Source organism: Leisingera sp. S232, from assembly GCF_049800895.1.
Lineage (GTDB): Bacteria > Pseudomonadota > Alphaproteobacteria > Rhodobacterales > Rhodobacteraceae > Leisingera.
Map to the genome: position 1 here is coordinate 16,976 of NZ_JBNAFX010000012.1, position 18,937 is coordinate 35,912.

Consider the following 18,937-nt stretch of genomic DNA (forward strand, 5'->3'; position numbering starts at 1 on the left):
TCTGCTCAAAAGAACATGCTGGAGGAGGCGTTACCGGCGGCCGTATTGTGCTCCCCGATCCTGGAACGACATATTGGTGAGCCTTCAATTCATTGAAAGGCAGAGCTTCGCCCCTGTGCTGTTCTAGCTGTGGCCAACCAGATCGACCGCTCGATCATATGCGACGACAATATCGCGGGCATTTTGACGCGCCGTGTCTGCTGTCATGCCCGCCTTATAAATGCCGGAGCCTATGCCAAACCCTGTGACACCAGCCTCCAACCAAGTTTGAAAATTGCCCTGCCCGACACCGCCAACGGCATAGGTCCTGGTCCCCGCTGGCAAAACGGCAGACACCGCCTTTAAACCATCCGGGCCAACCAGGTTGGAGGGGAAGAATTTCAACCCGTCCGCGCCATTGCGCAATGCGCAAAAGCACTCAGTCGGGGTCAACACGCCGGGATAGGACCCAAGGCCCAAGGCTTTGGTCGCCGCAATCACCTCGGGCATGGTATCGGGCGAAACGATCAGCCTGCCGCCAGCATCGGCGACACGTGTTACGTCCTCTTTGCTTAAAACAGTGCCAGCGCCAATGCTGGCCACATCCGCATAGGCACGCGCCAATCGCGAAATGCTGTCAAACGGATCGGGGGAGTTAAGCGGCACTTCGATGGTGGAAATACCACTTTCAATCAGAACCGCGCCAATAGCCTCAACCTCATGAGGACGAACGCCGCGCAGAATTGCTATGATCTCTCTAGGCATGGACGGTTCCTGTCTGAATATGAAATGCGGCGGCCAGCCCCGCCAAAGTCGTTGTTTCAACATCCAAAGAGCGACCACCGACACCCAGGAAGTCCAGCGCCATAAGGTAGATTTCACACAAGGGCGGTGCGCCAATCAATGTCACCGACTGGTCACGCCAGTAGTGCACAACGGACATCAGTTCCTGCCCGATCAGCAAGCCCGATAGGGTTGCGCGCGCCGTGGCGCTGTCTTGATCCCGCACCAGCATGTCGGCGCGAATAGAGAACAGCCGCCGTGGCACAGCCACCGGGTCTTGCGTTGCCAGACGCACGGCAGACCTGAAGGCATTGTCGCTCCAGCCGTCCAGTATCATGGAATGGGACAGAACCGATGTTTGGGAGAAGAAGGCGAATTGCTCGCCCGTCATGCAGGTTTCAAAGTGTTGAATTGCGCCATCTTTGACCTGCACCCATTTGGTGTGGGTGCCAGGCAGGCAAACAGTGCCGGCAAAGGATGGCTCTGCATGCAAAAGCCCCGCGATTTGGGTTTCCTCGCCGCGCATGACATTGGCCGGTGCCATTTGTTTGACGCCCGGCAGGATGTGGACATTGCGCGTGGCCCCACGGACTGACACCGCGCCCTCTCCCAATGCGTCAAGGCGGGTTGGCGCGCATAAATAAGGCGCTTCGCACCAGCCCTGTGCAGCTCCGGCCATACCGCAGATGATTGCCGGCACGTCCTGGGCGATCCCAAGCTTGTCGAGGCTTTCTTCGAGGACGCGGTCAAAATCGTTGCGTTTCAGGCGTGACATGCCAAGCGGTGCGGTGGTCGAGTCAAGGACGCTGCCGTCCCTGCCGATGACCCAAAGACGAAATCCGGATGTGCCCCAATCAACGGCAACAAAATATGTGTCAGTCATGACTTATCGTCCCATCAATTCAGGGGCCAGCCAAGTGGGCAGGCCCAATGTGATGGCGGGAAACAGGATGATGAAGACCATCAACAGACAGAACGCGCCAAAGAACACCAACGTCCAGCCCAGCCCTTTGGACAGCGGGATTTCGGCAATTGTGCAGGCCAGCAGCAGGCTGATGCCGTATGGCGGTGTGATCTTGCCGATCGCCAGCGCCATGATAACAAGGATGCCCAGCTGCAACGGGTCGGCGCCGATGGTGGCGGCTACTGCTGCCAGTACGGGCACAAAGATCAACATCGCAGGCGCCGGGTCCATGAACGTTCCAAGCAGCAAAAACAGCACGGTGGCAAACACCAGGAACATCGTCGGGCTGCTGGCATAGGTTTCAAACAACCCGCCTGCCACATCAAGGATGCCGTAAAAGGACATCAACCAGCCAAACAGCGTGGCGGTGCCAACGCAGATCATCACGACCGCTGTCAGCATGGCGGTTTCAATCGCCACCTCCATCAGCATTTTGACCGACATCTTGCGATACACCACGACGCCCACGGCCACGACATAGACCGACGCGACAGCAGCCGATTCCGTCGCTGTCATCACGCCGGTCAGGATACCGCCAATGATCACAGCGATGACCGACACAGGGATCAGCCCTTTGGCGAGAATTTCAATTTTTTCGCTGCGCGGTTTCGTTTCGGTGCTGGGCAGGTCGATCCCATATTTATGGGCGTAATACCACGCGATCACCAGTTGCGTCAGCCCCACCAGAATGCCCGGTATGTAACCTGCGATGAACAAGGCTCCGATCGACACATTGGCGGAGGCCCCATAGATCACCATCAGGATTGAGGGCGGGATGATCGACCCAATCGACGACGACGCGGCGGTCAGCGACGCGGCGAAACCGGGAGAATAGCCCTTTTCTTTCATTGCAGGCACCAGAATGGCCCCGATCCCGGCCACATCCGCGGTTGAGGAGCCAGAGACACCACCCATCAACATGGACGACACCACATTGATATGCGCCAAGCCGCCCTTGATCCGTCCGACCAGCAGGTCGGATAATCGCACAATATCGCGGGTGACGCCGATCTTGTTCATCATCAGCGCAGCGAACATGAAACCGGGGATTGCCAGCAGCAGGAAATTGTCGATGCCGGCAAAAAGCTTTTGCGGCAGCACCACGATGCTGAGGCTCGGGTCGGCGGCGATTGTAATAACCGACGAGAACAGCAAGGAGATCGCCAGCGGCACGCCGATTGTAAACAGGATCACGAAACTGATCAAAAGAATGGAAAGCGCAAGTTCGGACGTCATTTCAGGTCCTTCGCAGAAATTTCGGCCTTGTTGGCGTCAAGAATGGCATCAATGCCATCGGCTGTATCACCAGGGCTGACAAACAGCTGTTCCAGCGCCATCAACGCAATCAGCCCGCCACCGATCAAAAGCGAGGCGTAGATATAGATCATGCGGATGCCGGTCGCCGGATTTTTCTTGAGCAGGCCCAGCTGCACGAAATCAATTGATGACCATGCAATGATCACCCCGCCCGCCATCACTGTCAGCAGCATCAAGGTACGGTGGATGCGTTTGGGCAGACCTGGCAGGCGCGTTTGCAGCAGATCGACCTCAAAATGGGTGCCTTTGCGCACGGCGATTGCAGAGGCAAACATGACCATCCACAAAAAGCAGAACGGCACGATGTATTGAATTTCAGGGATCGACGTGAAGAACACATAACGCGTCAGAACTTCTGTAAACAGGCAGACCAGCAGCATAAGGCACATCAGTGCCGCGCTCTTTTCCAGCCCCCATTCGATCTTATCAACGATCTTGTGTAACATCGCGCCCTCCTCAAAGCGGTGTCAGAATGCGGCCCCCACTAAAACGCAGGGGCCGCCAGGGAGGTATCTTATTCAGCAGCGGCAGCGATTGCAGCTGCCAGATCTTCAAGACCGTTTTCGGCGGCAAAGTTGGTCACAACGGCTGCAGAGGCTTTGATCAGCGGGCCTTTGTCTGGCTCGGTGAAGACGACGTCATAATCTGCCGCAAGGGCAGCCATGTTCTTCATGTCCAACTCCCCTTCAAGGGCCACGTCAAAGTCAGCAGCCTCCAGGGCGGCTTCGCGGATCGCGGCCTGATGTTCGTCCGACAGACCAGCCAGTGCTGCGGCATTGCCGACCAGCGGGCGCACTGTGATCGAGTGCTGTGTCAGCGACACGTTTTTGGCAACCTCGGCCCAACGCGCGGTGGTGAAGGTGGTGAATTCGTTTTCGGCCCCGTCAACAACACCGGTTTGCAGCGCGGTATAGACTTCGGGAAACGCCACCACAGACCCAAGCGCACCCAGACCGGACCACCAGTCCAACATCACGTTCCATTCCCATGTGCGCATTTTCAGACCTTCAAGGTCCGCAACGCCATTGATGGTCGCATTCGTCGTGATCATGTTGCGCTGCGCGCCACCAAAATAGCCCAGAACCTCGACACCTGTGGCGCCTTGATAATCGGCGCCCATTTGTGTGCCCACATCGCCGCGTGTGACCGCTTTCATGTGGTCGATGCTTTGGAAGACATAAGGAAGCTCAAGAATACCCATCGCAGTGGAATATTCGGCCATTACACCGGGGGTGGAGACGGTAAAGTGGATGATACCCGTCTGCACCGCATCCAGCAGTTCGGGGTTGGACCCCAGCGCGCCGTTGTCGGAGACCGACACGGCAACCTCTCCACCTGTCTTTTCTTCGACCAGACGCGCAAATTCGCGCGCCGAGATCGAATGCGGGTGATCTGTCGGCGTAACGACACCCACGCGCAATGTAACGTCTTGTGCAAATGCAGCACTGGACAGCGCCAGGGTGCTTGCGGTGATCATGGCAATTTTGCCAAAGGACATCAGTTTCATAGTTTCCTCCTCTTAAACTGACTGGGTTCGATCAACTTCAGCTGCTGATCGTGAAATGATGGATGAAATCGCGGTCGGGGGAGACCCCAATGCCAGGACCATCCGGTATAGCAACCTGTCCGCCGCTGGCGGCGACTTGGCGCTGAATATCCAAGGGTTCGGTCAGCAATTCGTCGCGGAATGTGTTGTGGGTCGTGTCAAATTCCAGCATCGGCTCCCACGGGAACAGACCACCGGGCAAAGGCGGCATCGCGGCCAGCAGATGCATGTTGGTGGCCACCGCCACGGCAGAACCCCAGACATGGTTCACCACGGGGGTGAAATGCGCGTGACACAGGGCCAGCACCCGGAGGTATTCGCTGATCCCGCCCAACGCGCAGACCTCTGGCTGGGCAATATCGAGACCACGGCTTTCCAGCAGCGCACGCCAGCCCCAGCGGTTAAACTCTGCCTCACCGCCCGAGATGTTGACCCGCAGCCCCTGGCGCAATTCGCGGTAGCCATCCAGGTCCTCAGGCGCCACCGGTTCTTCGAACCAATAGGGGTCGAACTCCTCCATGGCGCGGCCAACATAAAAGGCATCATGGGTGGTGTAGGCGTGGTTGGCATCGATCATAAAGCGATAGTCATCGCCCACGCCGCGGCGCACGGCCTCGATCAGACGCACGTCGTCCTTGGGGCCCAGACCGACCTTCATCTTGGTGGCTTTGAAACCCATGTCTTTGATCGCCGCAGCCTCGTCCTGAAAGCGCGCGACCAGGCTGTCGGCGCTTTCAGGGCGCAGCATCATGCCGTAGCCATAGACATCGATCTTGTCGCGGTGCGCGCCGCCAATCATTTTGTGCAGCGGCAGGCCCGCAACCTTGCCCGCAATATCCCACAGCGCAATGTCGACGCCGGACAGCGATTGCAGCGGCATTCCCTTTTGGCCGTGATCGCGCATCAGGTTATAGACCTTGTGCCAGATCACATCGCGATCCAGCGGGTCCATTCCCAGCACCATGGGCTGGATCACCTGTTCAACGATCCCTTTGTTGGCCAGCGCGATGTTACCCGCGCCAAAACATTCGCCCCAGCCCGTGATGCCGTCGTCTGTCTCTACCTCAACCAGATGGGCGGTTCGTTTGGTGTAATACTGCTGCGAATACCCCAGTGGCTCGGGCAAATCATAGCCCAGAACATGGCTGGTGATGCGGGTGATCTTCATGGGTTCAGCCCTCCGAATGTGGTGGTGTCGAGCGCGCGCGTGATCCGCTTTTGCACAAGGTAGTCGTGCAGCGCGAGGGCAGAGCAATCATGCCCGATCCCCGATTGCCCGATCCCGCCGTGTGGCAGATCAATGTCGTATTTCACGCCGTTGATTTGGATTTCGCCGTAGCGCAGCCGTGCCGCATACCCTTCGGCCCGCGCCAGATCGCGGGTAAAGATATAGGCCGTCAGCCCACCTTCTTCGCAATCGTTCGCCATACGCAAAAGGTCTGTTTCAGTATCGAAAGGCACGATGCTTACAATCGGTCCAAAGGTCTCTTCGCGGTACACGGCCATTGTTTCGGTCACGTCCGTCAAAACAGTGGGGGCCAAGTAATGCCCGGTGTTCAGGCCCGCTGGCCTGTCGCCACCTGCCAAAAGCGTAGCGCCCGCAGACACAGCGTCATCAACCAGCCCCTTAAGCCGCGTCCACGCCCGCCCATCAATGACAGGCCCGGTGGTGATGTCGGTGTCCTTGTCGAACCCGACCTTGGCGGCTTTTGCCCGCGCAACGACCTTTTCCGTAAAGCTATCGCGCACCGCTTCGACGACGAACACACGGTTGGGAGAGACGCAAATCTGCCCGGCATTGCTGAACTTCACGCCCGTGACGATATCAGCCGCCAGATCCAGGTCGGCATCTTCAAACACCAGCACGGGCGCGTTGCCGCCCAGTTCCATCGAGTATCGTTTGATCGAGGTCGCGCCGGTGCGCATGATATGCTGGCCCGTCTTTGTGGACCCGATCAGCGTGATCACTTGCGGGATGATAGAGGCCGTCAGCGCGTCAGCGACTGCATAGCTTTCGGTCGCCAGGATCTGCACAACCCCTTTGGGCAGTCCGATCTGATTGCATAACGCGCCGACAGCATAGGCCGAGATGGGCGTCGCATCAGAGGGGCGAATGATAATCGGGCAGCCTGCCGCCATCGCCGGGCCGATTTTGAACGCAAGGTTCAGCAGCGGAAAGTTCCAGGCCAGAAAGGCCACCGCTACACCCGCAGGTTCATAGACCATGCGGTGCGTATATGTGCCGGCGCGGTCCGCCAATCCATAGTCCTGCAGCCTTGCAATTTCTTCTGCGTAGAAATCCAGGGATGCGACCAGCCGGTCCCAATCTTCTTCGGTCTGTGCCCAGGGTTTGCCCATCTCATGATGCACGCAACGGCGCAGCCAGTCTTCGTTTGCGATGACGGCATCGCGCATTTTGCGCATCCACCGTTGTCGCTCCGCAATCGGAGTGGCCGCCCATCCAGGAAAGGCGGCTTTGGCCGCATCCAATGCCCGTTCCGCATCGTCATGGCCCGCGACCGCCACGGACGCGACCAGCGTTTCTGTCGCCGGGTTGATGACATCTCGTGTGGCTGTGCCGTTGGTCAAGGCGCCGTCGATATACATGTGTGTTGGAAAATCCATGGCGCGTCTCAATCAAACAGGGTTTCGATGTTGGTCTTGATGCTATCGCCGACATAAAGCGCCATCGCCTGAATGGTGGAGGTCGGGTTGACCGCCCCCGCTGTCGGAAAGATCGAGCCATCGACAATGAACAGGTTCTTCACGTCGTGACTGCGCCCCCATCCATTCACCACAGAGGTTTCGGGATCATCGCCCATCCGGCAGGTGCCCATCTGATGCCAGCCGGCACGCCACCACACCTTGTCGTCATTCTTGCTCAGCACCTTCTTTGCGCCAGCCGCGAGCAGAATTTCCTTTGCCTGCTCTTCTCCATGACGCAGCATTTTTCGGGTGTTCTCACCCAATCGATAGGTGATCTTTGGTGCAGCTATGCCGTCGCTGTCAGTCAGATCTGGGTCGAGCGTGACGCAGTTGTGCTCTTCTGGCAGATCCTCGCTGACAACGGTCAGGCCAGCCAGATAGGGATAAACATTGTCCATGATCTCACGATGTTCGGCGCCCCATGGGATCGGATTGTCGATGCCATAGCCGCCAAGGGCATAGGTCATGGGCGTCGTGGACCGCCCCGAGTGCAACCCGTATCCACGCACAAAATCGCGGTTCGGATCGGTTTCATAGAATTCCTGTGACAGGATCGAACAGGCCATCGGCCCTTCATGCCCCAGCATCGGCTCATCAAAGACACCGGCGACACCCGTCAGGGGATGAAACATCAGGTTCTTGCCAACCATACCGTTGCGATTGGCCAACCCGTCGGGGAAGGCTTTGGATGTGGAGTTCAGCAACAAACGCGGGGTGCCGACACCGTTACAGGCAACAACAACCAGTTCGGCCCGTTGTTCATGCACTTGGCCGTCAGACCCGTGATACAACACCCCCGTCGCAAAGCCTGTGCTGTCATCAACAAGAATTTCGCGCACACGGGCTTCGGTGCGCAGTTCAACCCCCGCATTTTCCAGCAGCGGCCAATAGGTAAAGTTGGTGCCGCCCTTGGCCCCCGCCGCACAGCCCAGATCACAGGTGCCCGCATTCACGCAGGTCTGTCGCCCGTCGTGATCCTGACTGAGGATTGACACATCCGACGGCCACCAGTGGTAGCCCATGGCATTGAACCCTTTGGCAAGGGTCTGTCCCAGCTTGCCGATCGGGATTGGTGGCAGCTCTGGTTTGTAATCAGGATAGGCCGGATTGCCGCCCAGCCCCGACACGCCTGTGTTGCGGTCATTCATGTCATAGAACGGGGCAAGCGTTTCATAATCGACGAGCCAATCCGCACCAACACCATCCAAGGATTTGGTACGGAAATCAGAAGGCTTCATGCGCGGCCAATGGCCCAGAAAGTTGATGGTCGAGCCGCCAACCGCATTGAAATTCACCGGGGTGATGCAGCTGTCATCCGCATTGATCGGATAGTCCTGTTTCAGGCCTCGCACATTGGGATCGCAGGAAAATTTTCCATAGCGGGCCAGTTCGTAATCGTCATCCCGGCTCGGGAAATCCCTGTCTTCAAGACGCGGCCCCTGTTCCAGACACAAGATGCGCATTCGGGTTTCGAGCAATGACCACGCAATTGCAGCACCCGATGCACCGGCGCCAATGATCAAAACGTCAACGGGTTCATTTTGCATCGCGATACGCCTTTCCCCGCGCGCGTACTGGCGCGGTCAATTGATCCATCAATGCGGCGCTTTCGCGTTCAACCGGATAACCTGTGGGATGGATTGGATGCGCGCCGACGCCAAAATACGGGCGCGTATCAGCGCGGCTGTAGTAGCCCATATAGGCCAGCCGAAGGAGCGTCTCGAATGCCTGACCACAAGCCGCTTCGACGCGCTTCAATTCCGCGACCTTTTCATCGCGCGGCAAAGCTAAAAATTCGCCTGAAACCGCGTTCAGGATTGTCTCCACCGCCCCTATCGGATCGGGCGCATAGGCTTCTGCAGTCGGGAAAAACTCCGCCACTCCCAATGCGCCTGCACCGGGGATCCGCCCGTCTTCGCTTGGCGGGATCAGTTCATCTAGGATCGCATCCAAGAGAGATCTTTGCATGTCTGTCCACATCTCGGCCTACCTTTCCGACGTGCCGGAACGGGACACCGCATCGATGGCCACTGCCAGCAGCAGGATCGCACCAGAGAACATCAACTTGTCAGCGGCACTCGCGCCCGACAGGTCCAACCCGTTTCCAAGTGATCCAATGACCAGCGCCCCAAGAATGGCATTCCAGACTGAGCCACGCCCGCCGAACAGGGATGTGCCGCCGATGACAGCTGCGCCAATGGATTCCAACAGCAGCGACCCGCCCGCAAAGGCCGTGTACGATACAGAACCAAACCGTGAGGCACCGAAGATTCCGCCGATAGCTGCCATAAGCCCGACAATGGCAAAAGCAGACACGCGGATGCGTTTGACATTCATGCCCACACGCCGCGCGCTCTCGGGATTGCCGCCGACAGAAAAGATCGAGCGCCCATAGGGCGTTGAGGTCGTGATCCAGCCGACCAGCGCCGTGATCGCCATAAGCAACACAATGAGCAACGGTACGGACCGATAGCTGTTCAGCGTCGCCACTGTCGCCAGCATGAGCGCTCCGAAGAACACGATCTGCCCCCAGACAGCTGCTGTGCTGTCCAGTTCCAGGCCGCGCGCTTTGCGTTGTGCCTGTCTGCGCAGGCTCATCCAGACGAACACGACGATACATGTCAGCGCCAGCACCCAGCCAAGCGCATCGGGCAGAAGGACCCGGGCAAAGCCGCGCACAAAGGGATCACCCACATTCAGGTTTCCCGTCGGCAGGATCTTCTGCATCAGCCCCTGAAATCCAAGCAAGCCAGCCAGTGTCACCACAAAGGACGGAATGCCCACATAGGCCACTAAGACCCCCTGCGCCGTGCCCATGACAATGCCTACGCCCATCACGATCAGGCAGGCCAGCGGACCAGGCACGCCAGCCAGCACCAGCACGCCCAAAAGCGCGGCACAGACGCCAGCGGTTGCCGCGGCCGACAGGTCTATGTCTCCAAGCAGCAGAACCACCGTGATGCCGACAGCCAGCGTGGCAATCACTGCCGATTGCATGAAAAGGTTGTAGATGTTGCGTGGGCTGAGAAAGATGAACCGGATGTTTTCTGCATCCGGGTCGCCCCAATATTCCCACAGCGGCACAGCCAGACCAAAATAGGTCCAGATCGCGGCCAGAGCCAAAAGGACAGGCACAAAAGCGCCAAACCGCGTTTCGCGCATGATGCGCAGTCGGTTGATAAAGGAGAGTTTGTGCTCAGGCTGCATTACCGGCCTCGTCATCCAGGCCGCGTGTCATCGCGACGACGATTTCATCAGGGGTGGTTTCATCCTTGCGCCAGGTCGCGACATTGCCGCCGTGGCGCAGAACACAAATGCGGTCAGCGACCTCAAAGATGTCACGCATATTGTGCGAGATATAGACAACTGCGTGGTTGGTATCGCGCAGCCGCTTGACCACATCGAGAACCTGCCGGGTTTGCGCAACACCAAGGGCCGCTGTTGGTTCATCCAACATAACGACACTCCCATCCGCCCCAACAGCGCGGGCAATGGCGATGGCCTGACGTTGACCACCTGACAGGCCGCCAACTTTGGCGCGCACGGATTTCAATGTACGCACCTGCAAACGATCAATCGCCGCCTGCGCTTTGACTTCCATTTCCAGATCATCAAGCGGACGCAGCAGCTGCGGCAGGAACGACCAGCCGGGTTTCACCGGTTCTGCACCAAGTGACAGGTTCGCAGCCACATCCAGATTTTCACAAAGAGCCAAATCCTGATAGACGATCTGGATGCCCAGGTCGCTTGCATCATGCGGGGTATTCACACTCACCGGGGCTTCATCCATGAAGAACTGGCCTTCGTCAGCAGCATGAGCCCCGGCCAGAACCTTCATCAAGGTGGACTTGCCCGCACCATTGTCGCCAACCAGCGCCATGACCTCGCCACGGGCGACCTCAAAGTCGACACCGCGCAGGGCGTGGACGCCGCCAAACCGTTTGTGGATACCGCTCACGCGCAAGTGAGCGGGCGGGGCCCTGAGCCCCACCTTGTTTTCATGTTCAGACATTTTTGTACCGATTACTGGCAGAAAGTTGTTTCTGCGGCTTCGCCTTGGCACACCATCTCTTTGGTGATGGATTTGTCATTGGCGATCACATAGGCAACGCCATCCACACCAACGGCGGAATAGGATCCGACCGGAACGTAAGCGACTGTCGCGCCAACACCGTTTTCAACGGTTTGTGGAGCAAGATCTGAGAAGTCTTCGCCGTTGACCAGGCGCACAGAAACCTGCGCAGCTGCTGCCGCCATATCTTCAAGCGGCCGCCAGCCACATTGGGTTTGTTTCCCAAGCAACATAAGCTGCTGCGCCTGAACGGTGCAATCAAGACCAGAGACCGGAACGGTTCCCGCCATACCCTGCTCTTCCATTGCAGCAATTGCGGCACCAGCATTGCCGTCATTGGAAGAAACCACCCCTTGGACGTTATTGTCCAATTGGGTCAGCGCCTGATCCATAGAACGACGTGCGATCGCCGGATCCCATCCTTGGGTCCAGTTTTCATAGCCCATGACACGCGCGCCGCTTTCGTAAAGCGGCGTCAACGCGCGCAATTGGCCATTGTGAATGACAGCTGCGTTTGGGTCGGTTGGCGAGCCCTTCAGCATGACCAACGTATCACCATCTTTGGTGTTGTTGATGACATGCATCGCCTGATCATAGCCCATACCTTCAAGATCGGCTTGAACCCAGAATGTCGTGTTCGCCGAATTGATCATCCGGTCATAGGCGATCGTCGGTACGTTTTCTTCGGCGGCAGTATCGGCAATAATGGCGGAGCTTTCACCGTCAATCGGGATCACAACCAGAACCTTGGCACCCTGCGTCAAGGCTTGCTCAGCCTGGCGTTGCTGCACCGAAGTGTCGTTGTTGGCGTTGAAAACCTCAACTTTCACGTCCGGGGCAATCTCTGCCATCGTGCGCAAAAACGCTGCCGCGTCCTGCTGTTCCCAACGTGGATTTACGTTCTCAGGCAGCAAGAGTGCCACCATGTTTTCGGCAGAAGCTGACTGCGCAACAAGCGTCGCATTGGCCAGCATGGTCGTCGCGAGAAGACCTTTCTTTAGGTCGGAAAACATCATATTCTCCCTGTCGATGTTTTGGCACCTTTGCTGGCGCCTTTTCGTCTGGTGGTTTCCCCGAAATCTCGGGTTGGATCCGGTAGCGCGACGTTGATTGAACCCGGTGTCGTGCTACCCCCCACTAGCCTACGCACCACTGCAGGCTGGTGAATGTCTTTTTCTGGTCTGTCAGTTCGTCGAACCCCCGCCAGCCATTTCTTTCAGGGCGCTCTCAAGACGTTGACTCGTGTCGCTCAGATGGGCGGTCATCATCTCTTCCGCCAGCCCATGGTCCCGCGCCTTGATCGCCTCAAGGACCTTGCGGTGAAAGGGGATCGAATTTGCGTTTTCTCGCGGATCACGATTGGTCAGCCGGATCGAACTCAGCAGCGCAGAGAAGATCACACCCTCCATCGACAGCAGGATTTCGTTATTGGCCGCGCGCAGGATACCACGGTGAAACAGGGCGTCCGCGACCACGAAGTCTTCGATTGAATGGCAGTCTTCTTCCATGCGCACCTGAGCGGCCTCGATCTCGGCAAATTGCTCCTCAGTGCCGTGCATGGCGGCCCAGCCCGCGGCCTTTGGCTCCATCATGCGGCGCATATCTAGCAGCTGGCGCAAAAAAGCAGGCTTCGGGTCAACAGACAGGTGCCATGCCAATACATCATCGTCCAACAAGGCCCAACTCGCCCGGCGCCGCACCCGTGTGCCACTGCCGCGTTTCACCTCCAGCAGCCCTTTGCTGACGAGCAGTTTTACCCCCTCACGGATCACGGATTTGCTCACCCCGAAGCGCTGAGAGAGCTTTCCCTCATCCTCGATCAAGGCGTTTTCTTTGTAGTGACCTGCAACAATGCGACGTCCCAGTTCCCGGGACACTTGCATAGCGAGTCCCGGCGCCACACCGCTCGCATCCTTCAGATCGTAATAAAGCATCTCATTCATTCGATCACCTTAAACATCTGATGTTTAGCAAGTCCAGATAAATTTTTTCATTCTACGCGCGAACCCTGACCGCCTCTCTTTCCATCTAGCTGTTGAAAATATGGGGAAACTGGGTCTCTTACCTGTGGTGCTATCAACACGGACATCAATTTGGCCCACCAAGGTTTTAATGTCGTTCGGTCTGACAGACTCGAATCAGCCGGCCAAATCCCGGACCTTTGCCGGGATCGCAATGGCGCCTGGGGTGGTCATCGTCTTTTCGCAACAACGTCACGCTTTGCCATGAGATGAATACTCCTCCAGCCTGCGCGCGATCCGGTCGTGTGGCAAAGAAGCCGGCTCGGCAACTGGCTGCGGGGCCTGCCGGGGGAGTATGACATCGTGACTGTCCAGGGAATTAGGAGCGCCCTGCAGGCCGCAAGGACCCCAAGCTTATGCCGCTGCGAACACGTCCCGGGATCGGCCCGGTCACGGCATCGGCATGTGTCGCGACCGCTGGCGCCGGGCATCAGCTCCGCAATGGTCGCGCGTTTGCCGCCCGGCTGGGGCCGACATCGATCAACTGGTCATACGGCAGCAAAGTATGCCTTGGGCGCATACCTAACATGGGAGATCGAGACCTCCGACGTTTGCCTGTCACCGGCATCACTGCCCGATTGAACGAAAAGCATGTCAATCCCGACCGCATTGATCCTTGGACAATGGGATTTTCGGCCCCTCCCGAGCGCGTGCCTAGGTTTCTCTCGCCGCTGCACCTACCCGCGGCTTGGCGCGGCATCACAACTGGCAAGGGCCGCCCGATGGGCGGCCCTCTCGACGTTCTCACATGTGCCAGCGTCCAGCTTACTCACCGCCGCCCAGCTGGTGGACATAAGACGAAACCGCGCGGATTTCTGCCTCGGTCAGGCGGGTGTTCCAGGCCGGCATCACGCCATAACGCGAATTGGTCACGGTCTCGGTCAGGGTGGCGTAATCGCCGCCATAGAGCCAGATCGCATCCGCAAGGTCCGGCGCGCCCTGAGCGCGGTCCCCGGTGCCGTCATCCGCGTGGCAAGACGCGCAATTATCGGCAAAGACAACCGAACCGGCCTCAACCTGGGATGCATCCCGCGCCTCGCCGGACAGCGACATCACATAGTTGACCACTTGGGAAATCTCTTCTTTCTCCAGCAGCTCGTCCCGGCCAAAGGCAGGCATCTCGGAATAGCGTGCATCATCACTGTCTTCATTGCGGATACCGTGGGTGATGGTGGCATGGATATCCTCCACCGAGCCGCCCCAGAGCCAGTCGTCGTCCAGCAGGTTCGGATAGCCCTTGGCACCTGCCGCGCCCGAGCCGTGGCACTGGGCACACCAGGTCTTGAACACGGCGGAACCGGCGGACACCGCATAGGAACCCAATTCCGGATCCTCCGCGATGGCGGTCAGCTCAGCCGCTTCCAGCTTGGCGTTGACCGGCGCGTTGGCCTCTTCCACTGCAATGATTTCAGCTGCCACATCGCCGCGCGTCGACCAGCCCAGCACCCCTGCTGTGGCGCCGTTGATCAGCGGCCATGCCGGATAGGCGACGGTGTACAGCACCCCCCAGATCATGGTGGCATAAAAGGTCCACAGCCACCAGCGCGGCATCGGGTTGTCGAATTCCTCGATCCCGTCCCACTCATGGCCGGTGGTGTTCGGATCGCCTTCGAACTTTTGCGATTTCTTGCTCATGCCCTCGCCTCCTTGGTCTCGGCGGGTTTGTCAGCGCCTGTGGCAGGCGCCGGTGCATCATCATGCCGGAACGGGATGTCTGCAGTATCCGTGTAAACCTTGGTGCTGCCCGGGCGGAACGCCCAGATCACAACACCGATAAAGAAGGTGAACAGGAACAGCAGCATCCAGCTGTCCGCGAACTGCCGCAGGAGTGTGTAAAGTTCCATACCATCCTCCCTCAGCGGCTTGCGTCCGGGGTGAAGGTCGAGAAATCGACCAGCGTGCCCAGCATCTGCAGATAGGCGATCAGCGCATCGGCCTCGGAGATCCCCGACTTGCCATCAAAGTTGCGCACATTGATGTCCTCGCCATAGCGCTCCAGCAGCCCGTCATAGTCGCTGTCCGGATCGGCCTGGGCGCGGAAATCAGCCTGTGCGGCTTCGATCATCTCGTCCGTGTAGGGCGTGCCCAGCATCGCATTGGTGGCCAGAAGATCGCCAATGTATCTGCCGTCGATCTTCTTCTCTTCGAGGAAGCCGTATTTCGGCATCACCGACTCTGGCACCACCGCCTGCGGGTCGCGCAGGTGGTCTGCGTGCCATTCATCCGAGTAGCGACCGCCGACACGGGCCAGATCCGGCCCGGTCCGCTTGGAGCCCCACTGGAATGGGCGGTCATACATCGACTCCGCCGCCAGCGAGTAATGGCCATAGCGTTCCACCTCATCGCGCATCGGACGGATCATCTGGCTGTGGCAGACATAGCAGCCTTCCCGGATATAGACCTCGCGGCCCGCCATCTCGAGCGGGGTGTAGGGACGCATGCCCTCCACCTTCTCGATGGTGTTTTCCAGATAGAACAGCGGTGCGATCTGCACCAGGCCGCCGATGGTCACGACCAGGAAGCTGAAGATCAGCAGCAGGGTCGCGTTGGTCTCGAGGATCTTATGTTTGTCGAGAATAGACATTGCTTCCTGGCTCCTTATTCAGCCGGAACCTGGACCGTCAGGCTGGCCTCTTTGGCCGGCGCCTTACGGACCGTCATCCACAGGTTGTAGCACATGATGATCGACCCTGCGAGGAACATCACCCCGCCCAGACCCCGCACCACATACATCGGGAACTTCGCAGCCACGGTGTCAGCAAAGGAGTTCACCAGGAACCCGTTGGCATCCACTTCACGCCACATCAGGCCTTCCATGATCCCGGTCACCCACATCGACGCCGCGTAGAGAATGATGCCGAGCGTGGCCAGCCAGAAGTGCCAGGAGACCAGCCGCAGGCTGTAGAGGCTCTCGCGTTTCCACAGCGCCGGCACCAGATAGTACAGAGCACCGAAAGTGATCATGCCGTTCCAGCCCAGCGCGCCGGAGTGCACGTGGCCAATGGTCCAGTCGGTGTAATGCGACAGCGAATTCACTGCGCGGATCGACATCATCGGACCTTCAAAAGTGGACATGCCGTAAAAGCCCAGCGAGATCACCATCATCCGGATCACCGGGTCGGTGCGCAGCTTGTCCCAGGCGCCCGACAGCGTCATCAACCCGTTGATCATACCGCCCCAGCTGGGCATCCACAGGATCACCGACATCACCATGCCCAGGGTCGAGGCCCAGTCCGGCAGCGCCGTGTAATGCAGGTGGTGCGGACCGGCCCAGATATAGAGGAAGATCAAGGCCCAAAAGTGGATGATCGACAGCTTGTAAGAGAACACCGGACGCTCGGCCTGTTTGGGGATGAAGTAATACATCATGCCCAGGAAGCCTGCGGTCAGGAAAAAGCCCACAGCGTTGTGGCCGTACCACCACTGGATCATCGCATCCTGCACGCCCGGCCACACGATCACCGACTTGGAGCCCCAGATCGAAACCGGGATGGTCATGTTGTTGATCAGATGCAGCATCGCCACGGTGACGATGAACGACAGGTAGAACCAGTTCGCCACATAGATATGCGGCTCCTTGCGCTTGATGATGGTGCCCAGAAACACCGCCAGATAGGCGACCCACACGATGGTCAGCCACAGGTCCACATGCCATTCCGGCTCGGCGTATTCCTTGGACTGGGTCGAGCCGAACAGATAGCCGGTTGCCGCCAGCACAATGAACAGCTGATAGCCCCAGAACACGAACCACGCCAGGTTGCCGCCCCACAGCCGTGCCGCAGAGGTCCGCTGCACAACGTAAAAGGAGGTGGCGATCAGCGCGTTGCCGCCAAAGGCAAAGATAACCGCCGAAGTGTGCAGCGGGCGCAGGCGGCCAAAGTTGGCAAGGCCCTCGGCCCATTCAAAGTTCAGCGCCGGAAAGGCCAGCTGAAACGCGATGAAGGTTCCCGCCAGGAAACCGACCACGCCCCAGAAAGCGGTTGCAATCGTGCCAGCGCGGATCACGCTGTCGAAATACTCATTTTCCAGACCGGCAACCGCCGCTTTCGGCTCGTCAGTTCTGCGCAAAGTGTAAAGAAACAGGCCGCCAGCCACGATCATCACGATGATCGCATGTACCTGGTAAGCCAGATCCCGCGCGTAATTGGCACCAATCATCGCAAACAGCGTGATCAGGCCAAGCGCTATCAGCTTGATATAATTAGACATCTTGCGTCCCTTTGTCATACCTCGGCGAATCTTGACTCACAAAGGCTCTTATTAGACCGCGCCCTTCATGCAGAACGCGCTTCTTTGCCGCTTTGATCTGCATCAAGACAATTCCCAGTAACATGTGACACTTCTTCCCTGCAGTGAAACTCCGCGCGCGCCTTCCCGCACGGGCCGGCGCTTTGTCTTTTTCGCCGAGAGGTATCAATGTCTTACAAGTCCTTGCTTACTGTACTCACAGCTACGGAGACCGCGGCGCCGCCTTTGGCGCAAATTGCGGCCCTGGCTGAACACTTCGGCGCCCACGCCGATGCGCTTTGTCTGGGTGTCGACCGCACGCAGACAGGGTATTATTATGCCGGCGCCAACGCCTTGGTGTTGCAGGAAACCTTGGCCCGCGCCCGTGACGAAGCCGAAAAGGTCCAGGCTGAGGCGGACGCGACCTTGAAACAGGCGGGAGCGGCATTTGGCACCGACAATGGCGTGGCCCAGATTGCCGACATCGGCCGCCATGTGGCACAGGCTGCACGGTTCTCCGATCTGGTGGTGCTGGGTCAGCCCTACGGGGAAGGCAAGCGCGCCGAGGCAGAGCCAATTGTCGAATCGGCGCTGTTCGAAGGCCGCGCTCCGGTGCTGGTGGTGCCAGACGATACTGCGCCGCTGACACAGCCCAAGACTGTTCTGGCGGCCTGGAACGAAAGCATCGAGGCAATGACAGCGATCCGCCGGGCGATGCCCTTCCTGCAAAGCGCGGATCTGGTCCGCATCGCGGTGATTGACCCGCCACAGCACGGCCCCGAACGCTCGGACCCCGGCGGCATGCTGGCTCAAATGCTGTCCCGCCACGGGGTGACATGTGAAATCGACGTGCTCAGCAAGACTCTGCCCCGGGTTTCGGACGTGCTGAACCGCCACGCCGCCGACACCGCCGCCGAACTGATCGTGATGGGCGCTTACGGCCATTCCCGTTTCCGCGAGGCAATCCTGGGCGGTGCCACCCGCAATATGCTGGAACAGGCCGCCGTGCCGGTGCTGATGGCGCATTAGGGCCAGGAACGCCTATCCATACAAGCGCTCTTGCAGGGCGCCATGCCCCCTTCAGCAGACCGCAGCCTCTCCCGCCCGTCGTCTGCCTTTCTAGCGAAAGGCCTCCTCCCGTTGGGCCAGGCTCGGCGCGTTGCGCCGAGCCTGGCCCAAGGCCGCCAGCGGGTCCGGCACAGCCGGGCACGCGCGGGCGCGGGAGAGCACCGAATGGGCATCCGGCCTTCAGCCGATGCAATGCATGGTCTGAAAGACAGCGCGGCATGCAATAACCTCCGCAGCCTTGGCGGCGGGGTCCG

General features: G+C 58.8%; 18 protein-coding genes and 1 pseudogene. 2 read left to right on the top strand and 17 right to left on the bottom strand.

What is annotated here, in order from left to right:
* Positions 1 to 123: 123 nt before the first annotated feature.
* The 13 genes from ACP151_RS09665 to ACP151_RS09725 all read right to left on the bottom strand — a co-directional run bounded on the left by ACP151_RS09665 (position 124) and on the right by ACP151_RS09725 (position 13,310).
* The gene (locus tag ACP151_RS09665) at positions 124 to 744 is read right to left on the bottom strand and encodes a 2-dehydro-3-deoxy-6-phosphogalactonate aldolase (RefSeq protein WP_424978684.1); all 621 of its coding nucleotides are present in this window, start codon (positions 742 to 744) and stop codon (positions 124 to 126) included.
* A complete protein-coding gene (locus ACP151_RS09670; protein WP_424978685.1) occupies positions 737 to 1,645 on the bottom strand; it encodes a 2-dehydro-3-deoxygalactonokinase in 909 nt (302 codons plus the stop codon). The genes ACP151_RS09665 and ACP151_RS09670 overlap by 8 nt, the downstream gene beginning before the upstream one ends.
* A 3-nt stretch (positions 1,646 to 1,648) precedes the next feature.
* Positions 1,649 to 2,962, bottom strand: a complete 1,314-nt coding sequence (locus tag ACP151_RS09675) for a TRAP transporter large permease (protein WP_424978686.1) — start codon at positions 2,960 to 2,962, stop codon at positions 1,649 to 1,651.
* Positions 2,959 to 3,489, bottom strand: a complete 531-nt coding sequence (locus tag ACP151_RS09680; RefSeq protein WP_424978687.1) for a TRAP transporter small permease — start codon at positions 3,487 to 3,489, stop codon at positions 2,959 to 2,961. The genes ACP151_RS09675 and ACP151_RS09680 overlap by 4 nt, the downstream gene beginning before the upstream one ends.
* A 68-nt stretch (positions 3,490 to 3,557) precedes the next feature.
* Entirely contained in the window at positions 3,558 to 4,550 is a 993-nt protein-coding gene (locus ACP151_RS09685; protein WP_424978688.1) for a TRAP transporter substrate-binding protein, read from the bottom strand.
* A 37-nt stretch (positions 4,551 to 4,587) separates the two neighbouring features.
* Positions 4,588 to 5,757, bottom strand: coding sequence for a mandelate racemase/muconate lactonizing enzyme family protein (locus ACP151_RS09690; RefSeq protein WP_424978689.1), 1,170 nt, complete (start codon positions 5,755 to 5,757; stop codon positions 4,588 to 4,590).
* Positions 5,754 to 7,214 carry an NAD-dependent succinate-semialdehyde dehydrogenase gene (locus ACP151_RS09695; protein WP_424978690.1) on the bottom strand — a complete coding sequence of 487 codons (1,461 nt, stop codon included), beginning with the start codon at positions 7,212 to 7,214 and terminating at the stop codon, positions 5,754 to 5,756. Before ACP151_RS09695 ends, ACP151_RS09690 begins: the two co-directional genes overlap by 4 nt.
* A gap of 8 nt (positions 7,215 to 7,222) precedes the next feature.
* The gene (locus ACP151_RS09700) at positions 7,223 to 8,842 is read right to left on the bottom strand and encodes a GMC family oxidoreductase (RefSeq protein WP_424978691.1); all 1,620 of its coding nucleotides are present in this window, start codon (positions 8,840 to 8,842) and stop codon (positions 7,223 to 7,225) included.
* Positions 8,832 to 9,248 (bottom strand): hypothetical protein, encoded by a 417-nt coding sequence (locus ACP151_RS09705; protein WP_424978692.1) that lies wholly within the window; start codon positions 9,246 to 9,248, stop codon positions 8,832 to 8,834. The genes ACP151_RS09700 and ACP151_RS09705 overlap by 11 nt, the downstream gene beginning before the upstream one ends.
* 33 nt (positions 9,249 to 9,281) lie before the next feature.
* Positions 9,282 to 10,517, bottom strand: a complete 1,236-nt coding sequence (locus ACP151_RS09710; RefSeq protein ID WP_424978693.1) for a sugar ABC transporter permease — start codon at positions 10,515 to 10,517, stop codon at positions 9,282 to 9,284.
* Complete coding sequence (locus ACP151_RS09715; protein ID WP_424978694.1) at positions 10,492 to 11,307, bottom strand: ATP-binding cassette domain-containing protein; 816 nt, start codon at positions 11,305 to 11,307, stop codon at positions 10,492 to 10,494. Before ACP151_RS09715 ends, ACP151_RS09710 begins: the two co-directional genes overlap by 26 nt.
* A gap of 11 nt (positions 11,308 to 11,318) precedes the next feature.
* Positions 11,319 to 12,380 carry a sugar ABC transporter substrate-binding protein gene (locus ACP151_RS09720; protein WP_424978695.1) on the bottom strand — a complete coding sequence of 354 codons (1,062 nt, stop codon included), beginning with the start codon at positions 12,378 to 12,380 and terminating at the stop codon, positions 11,319 to 11,321.
* A 171-nt stretch (positions 12,381 to 12,551) separates the two neighbouring features.
* Positions 12,552 to 13,310: a FadR/GntR family transcriptional regulator gene (locus ACP151_RS09725; RefSeq protein ID WP_424978696.1), complete on the bottom strand. Its 759-nt coding sequence runs from the start codon at positions 13,308 to 13,310 to the stop codon at positions 12,552 to 12,554.
* Positions 13,311 to 13,744: 434 nt separating this feature from the next.
* Between ACP151_RS09725 and ACP151_RS09730 the strand changes: the two are divergent.
* Positions 13,745 to 13,957 (top strand): annotated as a pseudogene (locus ACP151_RS09730) (transposase); the annotation flags it as partial.
* A 196-nt stretch (positions 13,958 to 14,153) separates the two neighbouring features.
* On the opposite strand, the gene ccoP reads toward ACP151_RS09730, so the two are convergent.
* Genes ccoP through ccoN form a run of 4 tightly spaced genes read right to left on the bottom strand, consistent with a single transcriptional unit; the run spans position 14,154 to position 17,597 of the window.
* Positions 14,154 to 15,023, bottom strand: a complete 870-nt coding sequence (ccoP, locus tag ACP151_RS09735; protein ID WP_424978697.1) for a cytochrome-c oxidase, cbb3-type subunit III — start codon at positions 15,021 to 15,023, stop codon at positions 14,154 to 14,156.
* Complete coding sequence (locus ACP151_RS09740) at positions 15,020 to 15,232, bottom strand: cbb3-type cytochrome oxidase subunit 3 (RefSeq protein WP_424978698.1); 213 nt, start codon at positions 15,230 to 15,232, stop codon at positions 15,020 to 15,022. Before ACP151_RS09740 ends, ccoP begins: the two co-directional genes overlap by 4 nt.
* An 11-nt stretch (positions 15,233 to 15,243) precedes the next feature.
* The gene (gene ccoO / locus ACP151_RS09745) at positions 15,244 to 15,972 is read right to left on the bottom strand and encodes a cytochrome-c oxidase, cbb3-type subunit II (RefSeq protein ID WP_424978699.1); all 729 of its coding nucleotides are present in this window, start codon (positions 15,970 to 15,972) and stop codon (positions 15,244 to 15,246) included.
* A 14-nt stretch (positions 15,973 to 15,986) separates the two neighbouring features.
* Positions 15,987 to 17,597 (bottom strand): cytochrome-c oxidase, cbb3-type subunit I, encoded by a 1,611-nt coding sequence (ccoN, locus tag ACP151_RS09750; protein ID WP_424978700.1) that lies wholly within the window; start codon positions 17,595 to 17,597, stop codon positions 15,987 to 15,989.
* Between the two features lie 207 nt (positions 17,598 to 17,804).
* Between ccoN and ACP151_RS09755 the strand changes: the two genes are divergently transcribed.
* Positions 17,805 to 18,644, top strand: coding sequence for a universal stress protein (locus ACP151_RS09755; protein ID WP_424978701.1), 840 nt, complete (start codon positions 17,805 to 17,807; stop codon positions 18,642 to 18,644).
* The last annotated feature ends 293 nt before the right edge of the window (positions 18,645 to 18,937 follow it).

What these genes read in the sequence shown, in the direction of transcription:
- ACP151_RS09665 (WP_424978684.1), bottom strand. Translation starts at nt 744, where the DNA reads ATGCCTAGAGAGATCATAGCAATTCTGCGCGGCGTTCGTCCTCATGAG.
- ACP151_RS09670 (WP_424978685.1), bottom strand. Translation starts at nt 1,645, where the DNA reads ATGACTGACACATATTTTGTTGCCGTTGATTGGGGCACATCCGGATTT.
- ACP151_RS09675 (WP_424978686.1), bottom strand. Translation starts at nt 2,962, where the DNA reads ATGACGTCCGAACTTGCGCTTTCCATTCTTTTGATCAGTTTCGTGATC.
- ACP151_RS09680 (WP_424978687.1), bottom strand. Translation starts at nt 3,489, where the DNA reads ATGTTACACAAGATCGTTGATAAGATCGAATGGGGGCTGGAAAAGAGC.
- ACP151_RS09685 (WP_424978688.1), bottom strand. Translation starts at nt 4,550, where the DNA reads ATGAAACTGATGTCCTTTGGCAAAATTGCCATGATCACCGCAAGCACC.
- ACP151_RS09690 (WP_424978689.1), bottom strand. Translation starts at nt 5,757, where the DNA reads ATGAAGATCACCCGCATCACCAGCCATGTTCTGGGCTATGATTTGCCC.
- ACP151_RS09695 (WP_424978690.1), bottom strand. Translation starts at nt 7,214, where the DNA reads ATGGATTTTCCAACACACATGTATATCGACGGCGCCTTGACCAACGGC.
- ACP151_RS09700 (WP_424978691.1), bottom strand. Translation starts at nt 8,842, where the DNA reads ATGCAAAATGAACCCGTTGACGTTTTGATCATTGGCGCCGGTGCATCG.
- ACP151_RS09710 (WP_424978693.1), bottom strand. Translation starts at nt 10,517, where the DNA reads ATGACGAGGCCGGTAATGCAGCCTGAGCACAAACTCTCCTTTATCAAC.
- ACP151_RS09715 (WP_424978694.1), bottom strand. Translation starts at nt 11,307, where the DNA reads ATGTCTGAACATGAAAACAAGGTGGGGCTCAGGGCCCCGCCCGCTCAC.
- ACP151_RS09720 (WP_424978695.1), bottom strand. Translation starts at nt 12,380, where the DNA reads ATGTTTTCCGACCTAAAGAAAGGTCTTCTCGCGACGACCATGCTGGCC.
- ACP151_RS09725 (WP_424978696.1), bottom strand. Translation starts at nt 13,310, where the DNA reads ATGAATGAGATGCTTTATTACGATCTGAAGGATGCGAGCGGTGTGGCG.
- ccoP (WP_424978697.1), bottom strand. Translation starts at nt 15,023, where the DNA reads ATGAGCAAGAAATCGCAAAAGTTCGAAGGCGATCCGAACACCACCGGC.
- ACP151_RS09740 (WP_424978698.1), bottom strand. Translation starts at nt 15,232, where the DNA reads ATGGAACTTTACACACTCCTGCGGCAGTTCGCGGACAGCTGGATGCTG.
- ccoO (WP_424978699.1), bottom strand. Translation starts at nt 15,972, where the DNA reads ATGTCTATTCTCGACAAACATAAGATCCTCGAGACCAACGCGACCCTG.
- ccoN (WP_424978700.1), bottom strand. Translation starts at nt 17,597, where the DNA reads ATGTCTAATTATATCAAGCTGATAGCGCTTGGCCTGATCACGCTGTTT.
- ACP151_RS09755 (WP_424978701.1), top strand. Translation starts at nt 17,805, where the DNA reads ATGTCTTACAAGTCCTTGCTTACTGTACTCACAGCTACGGAGACCGCG.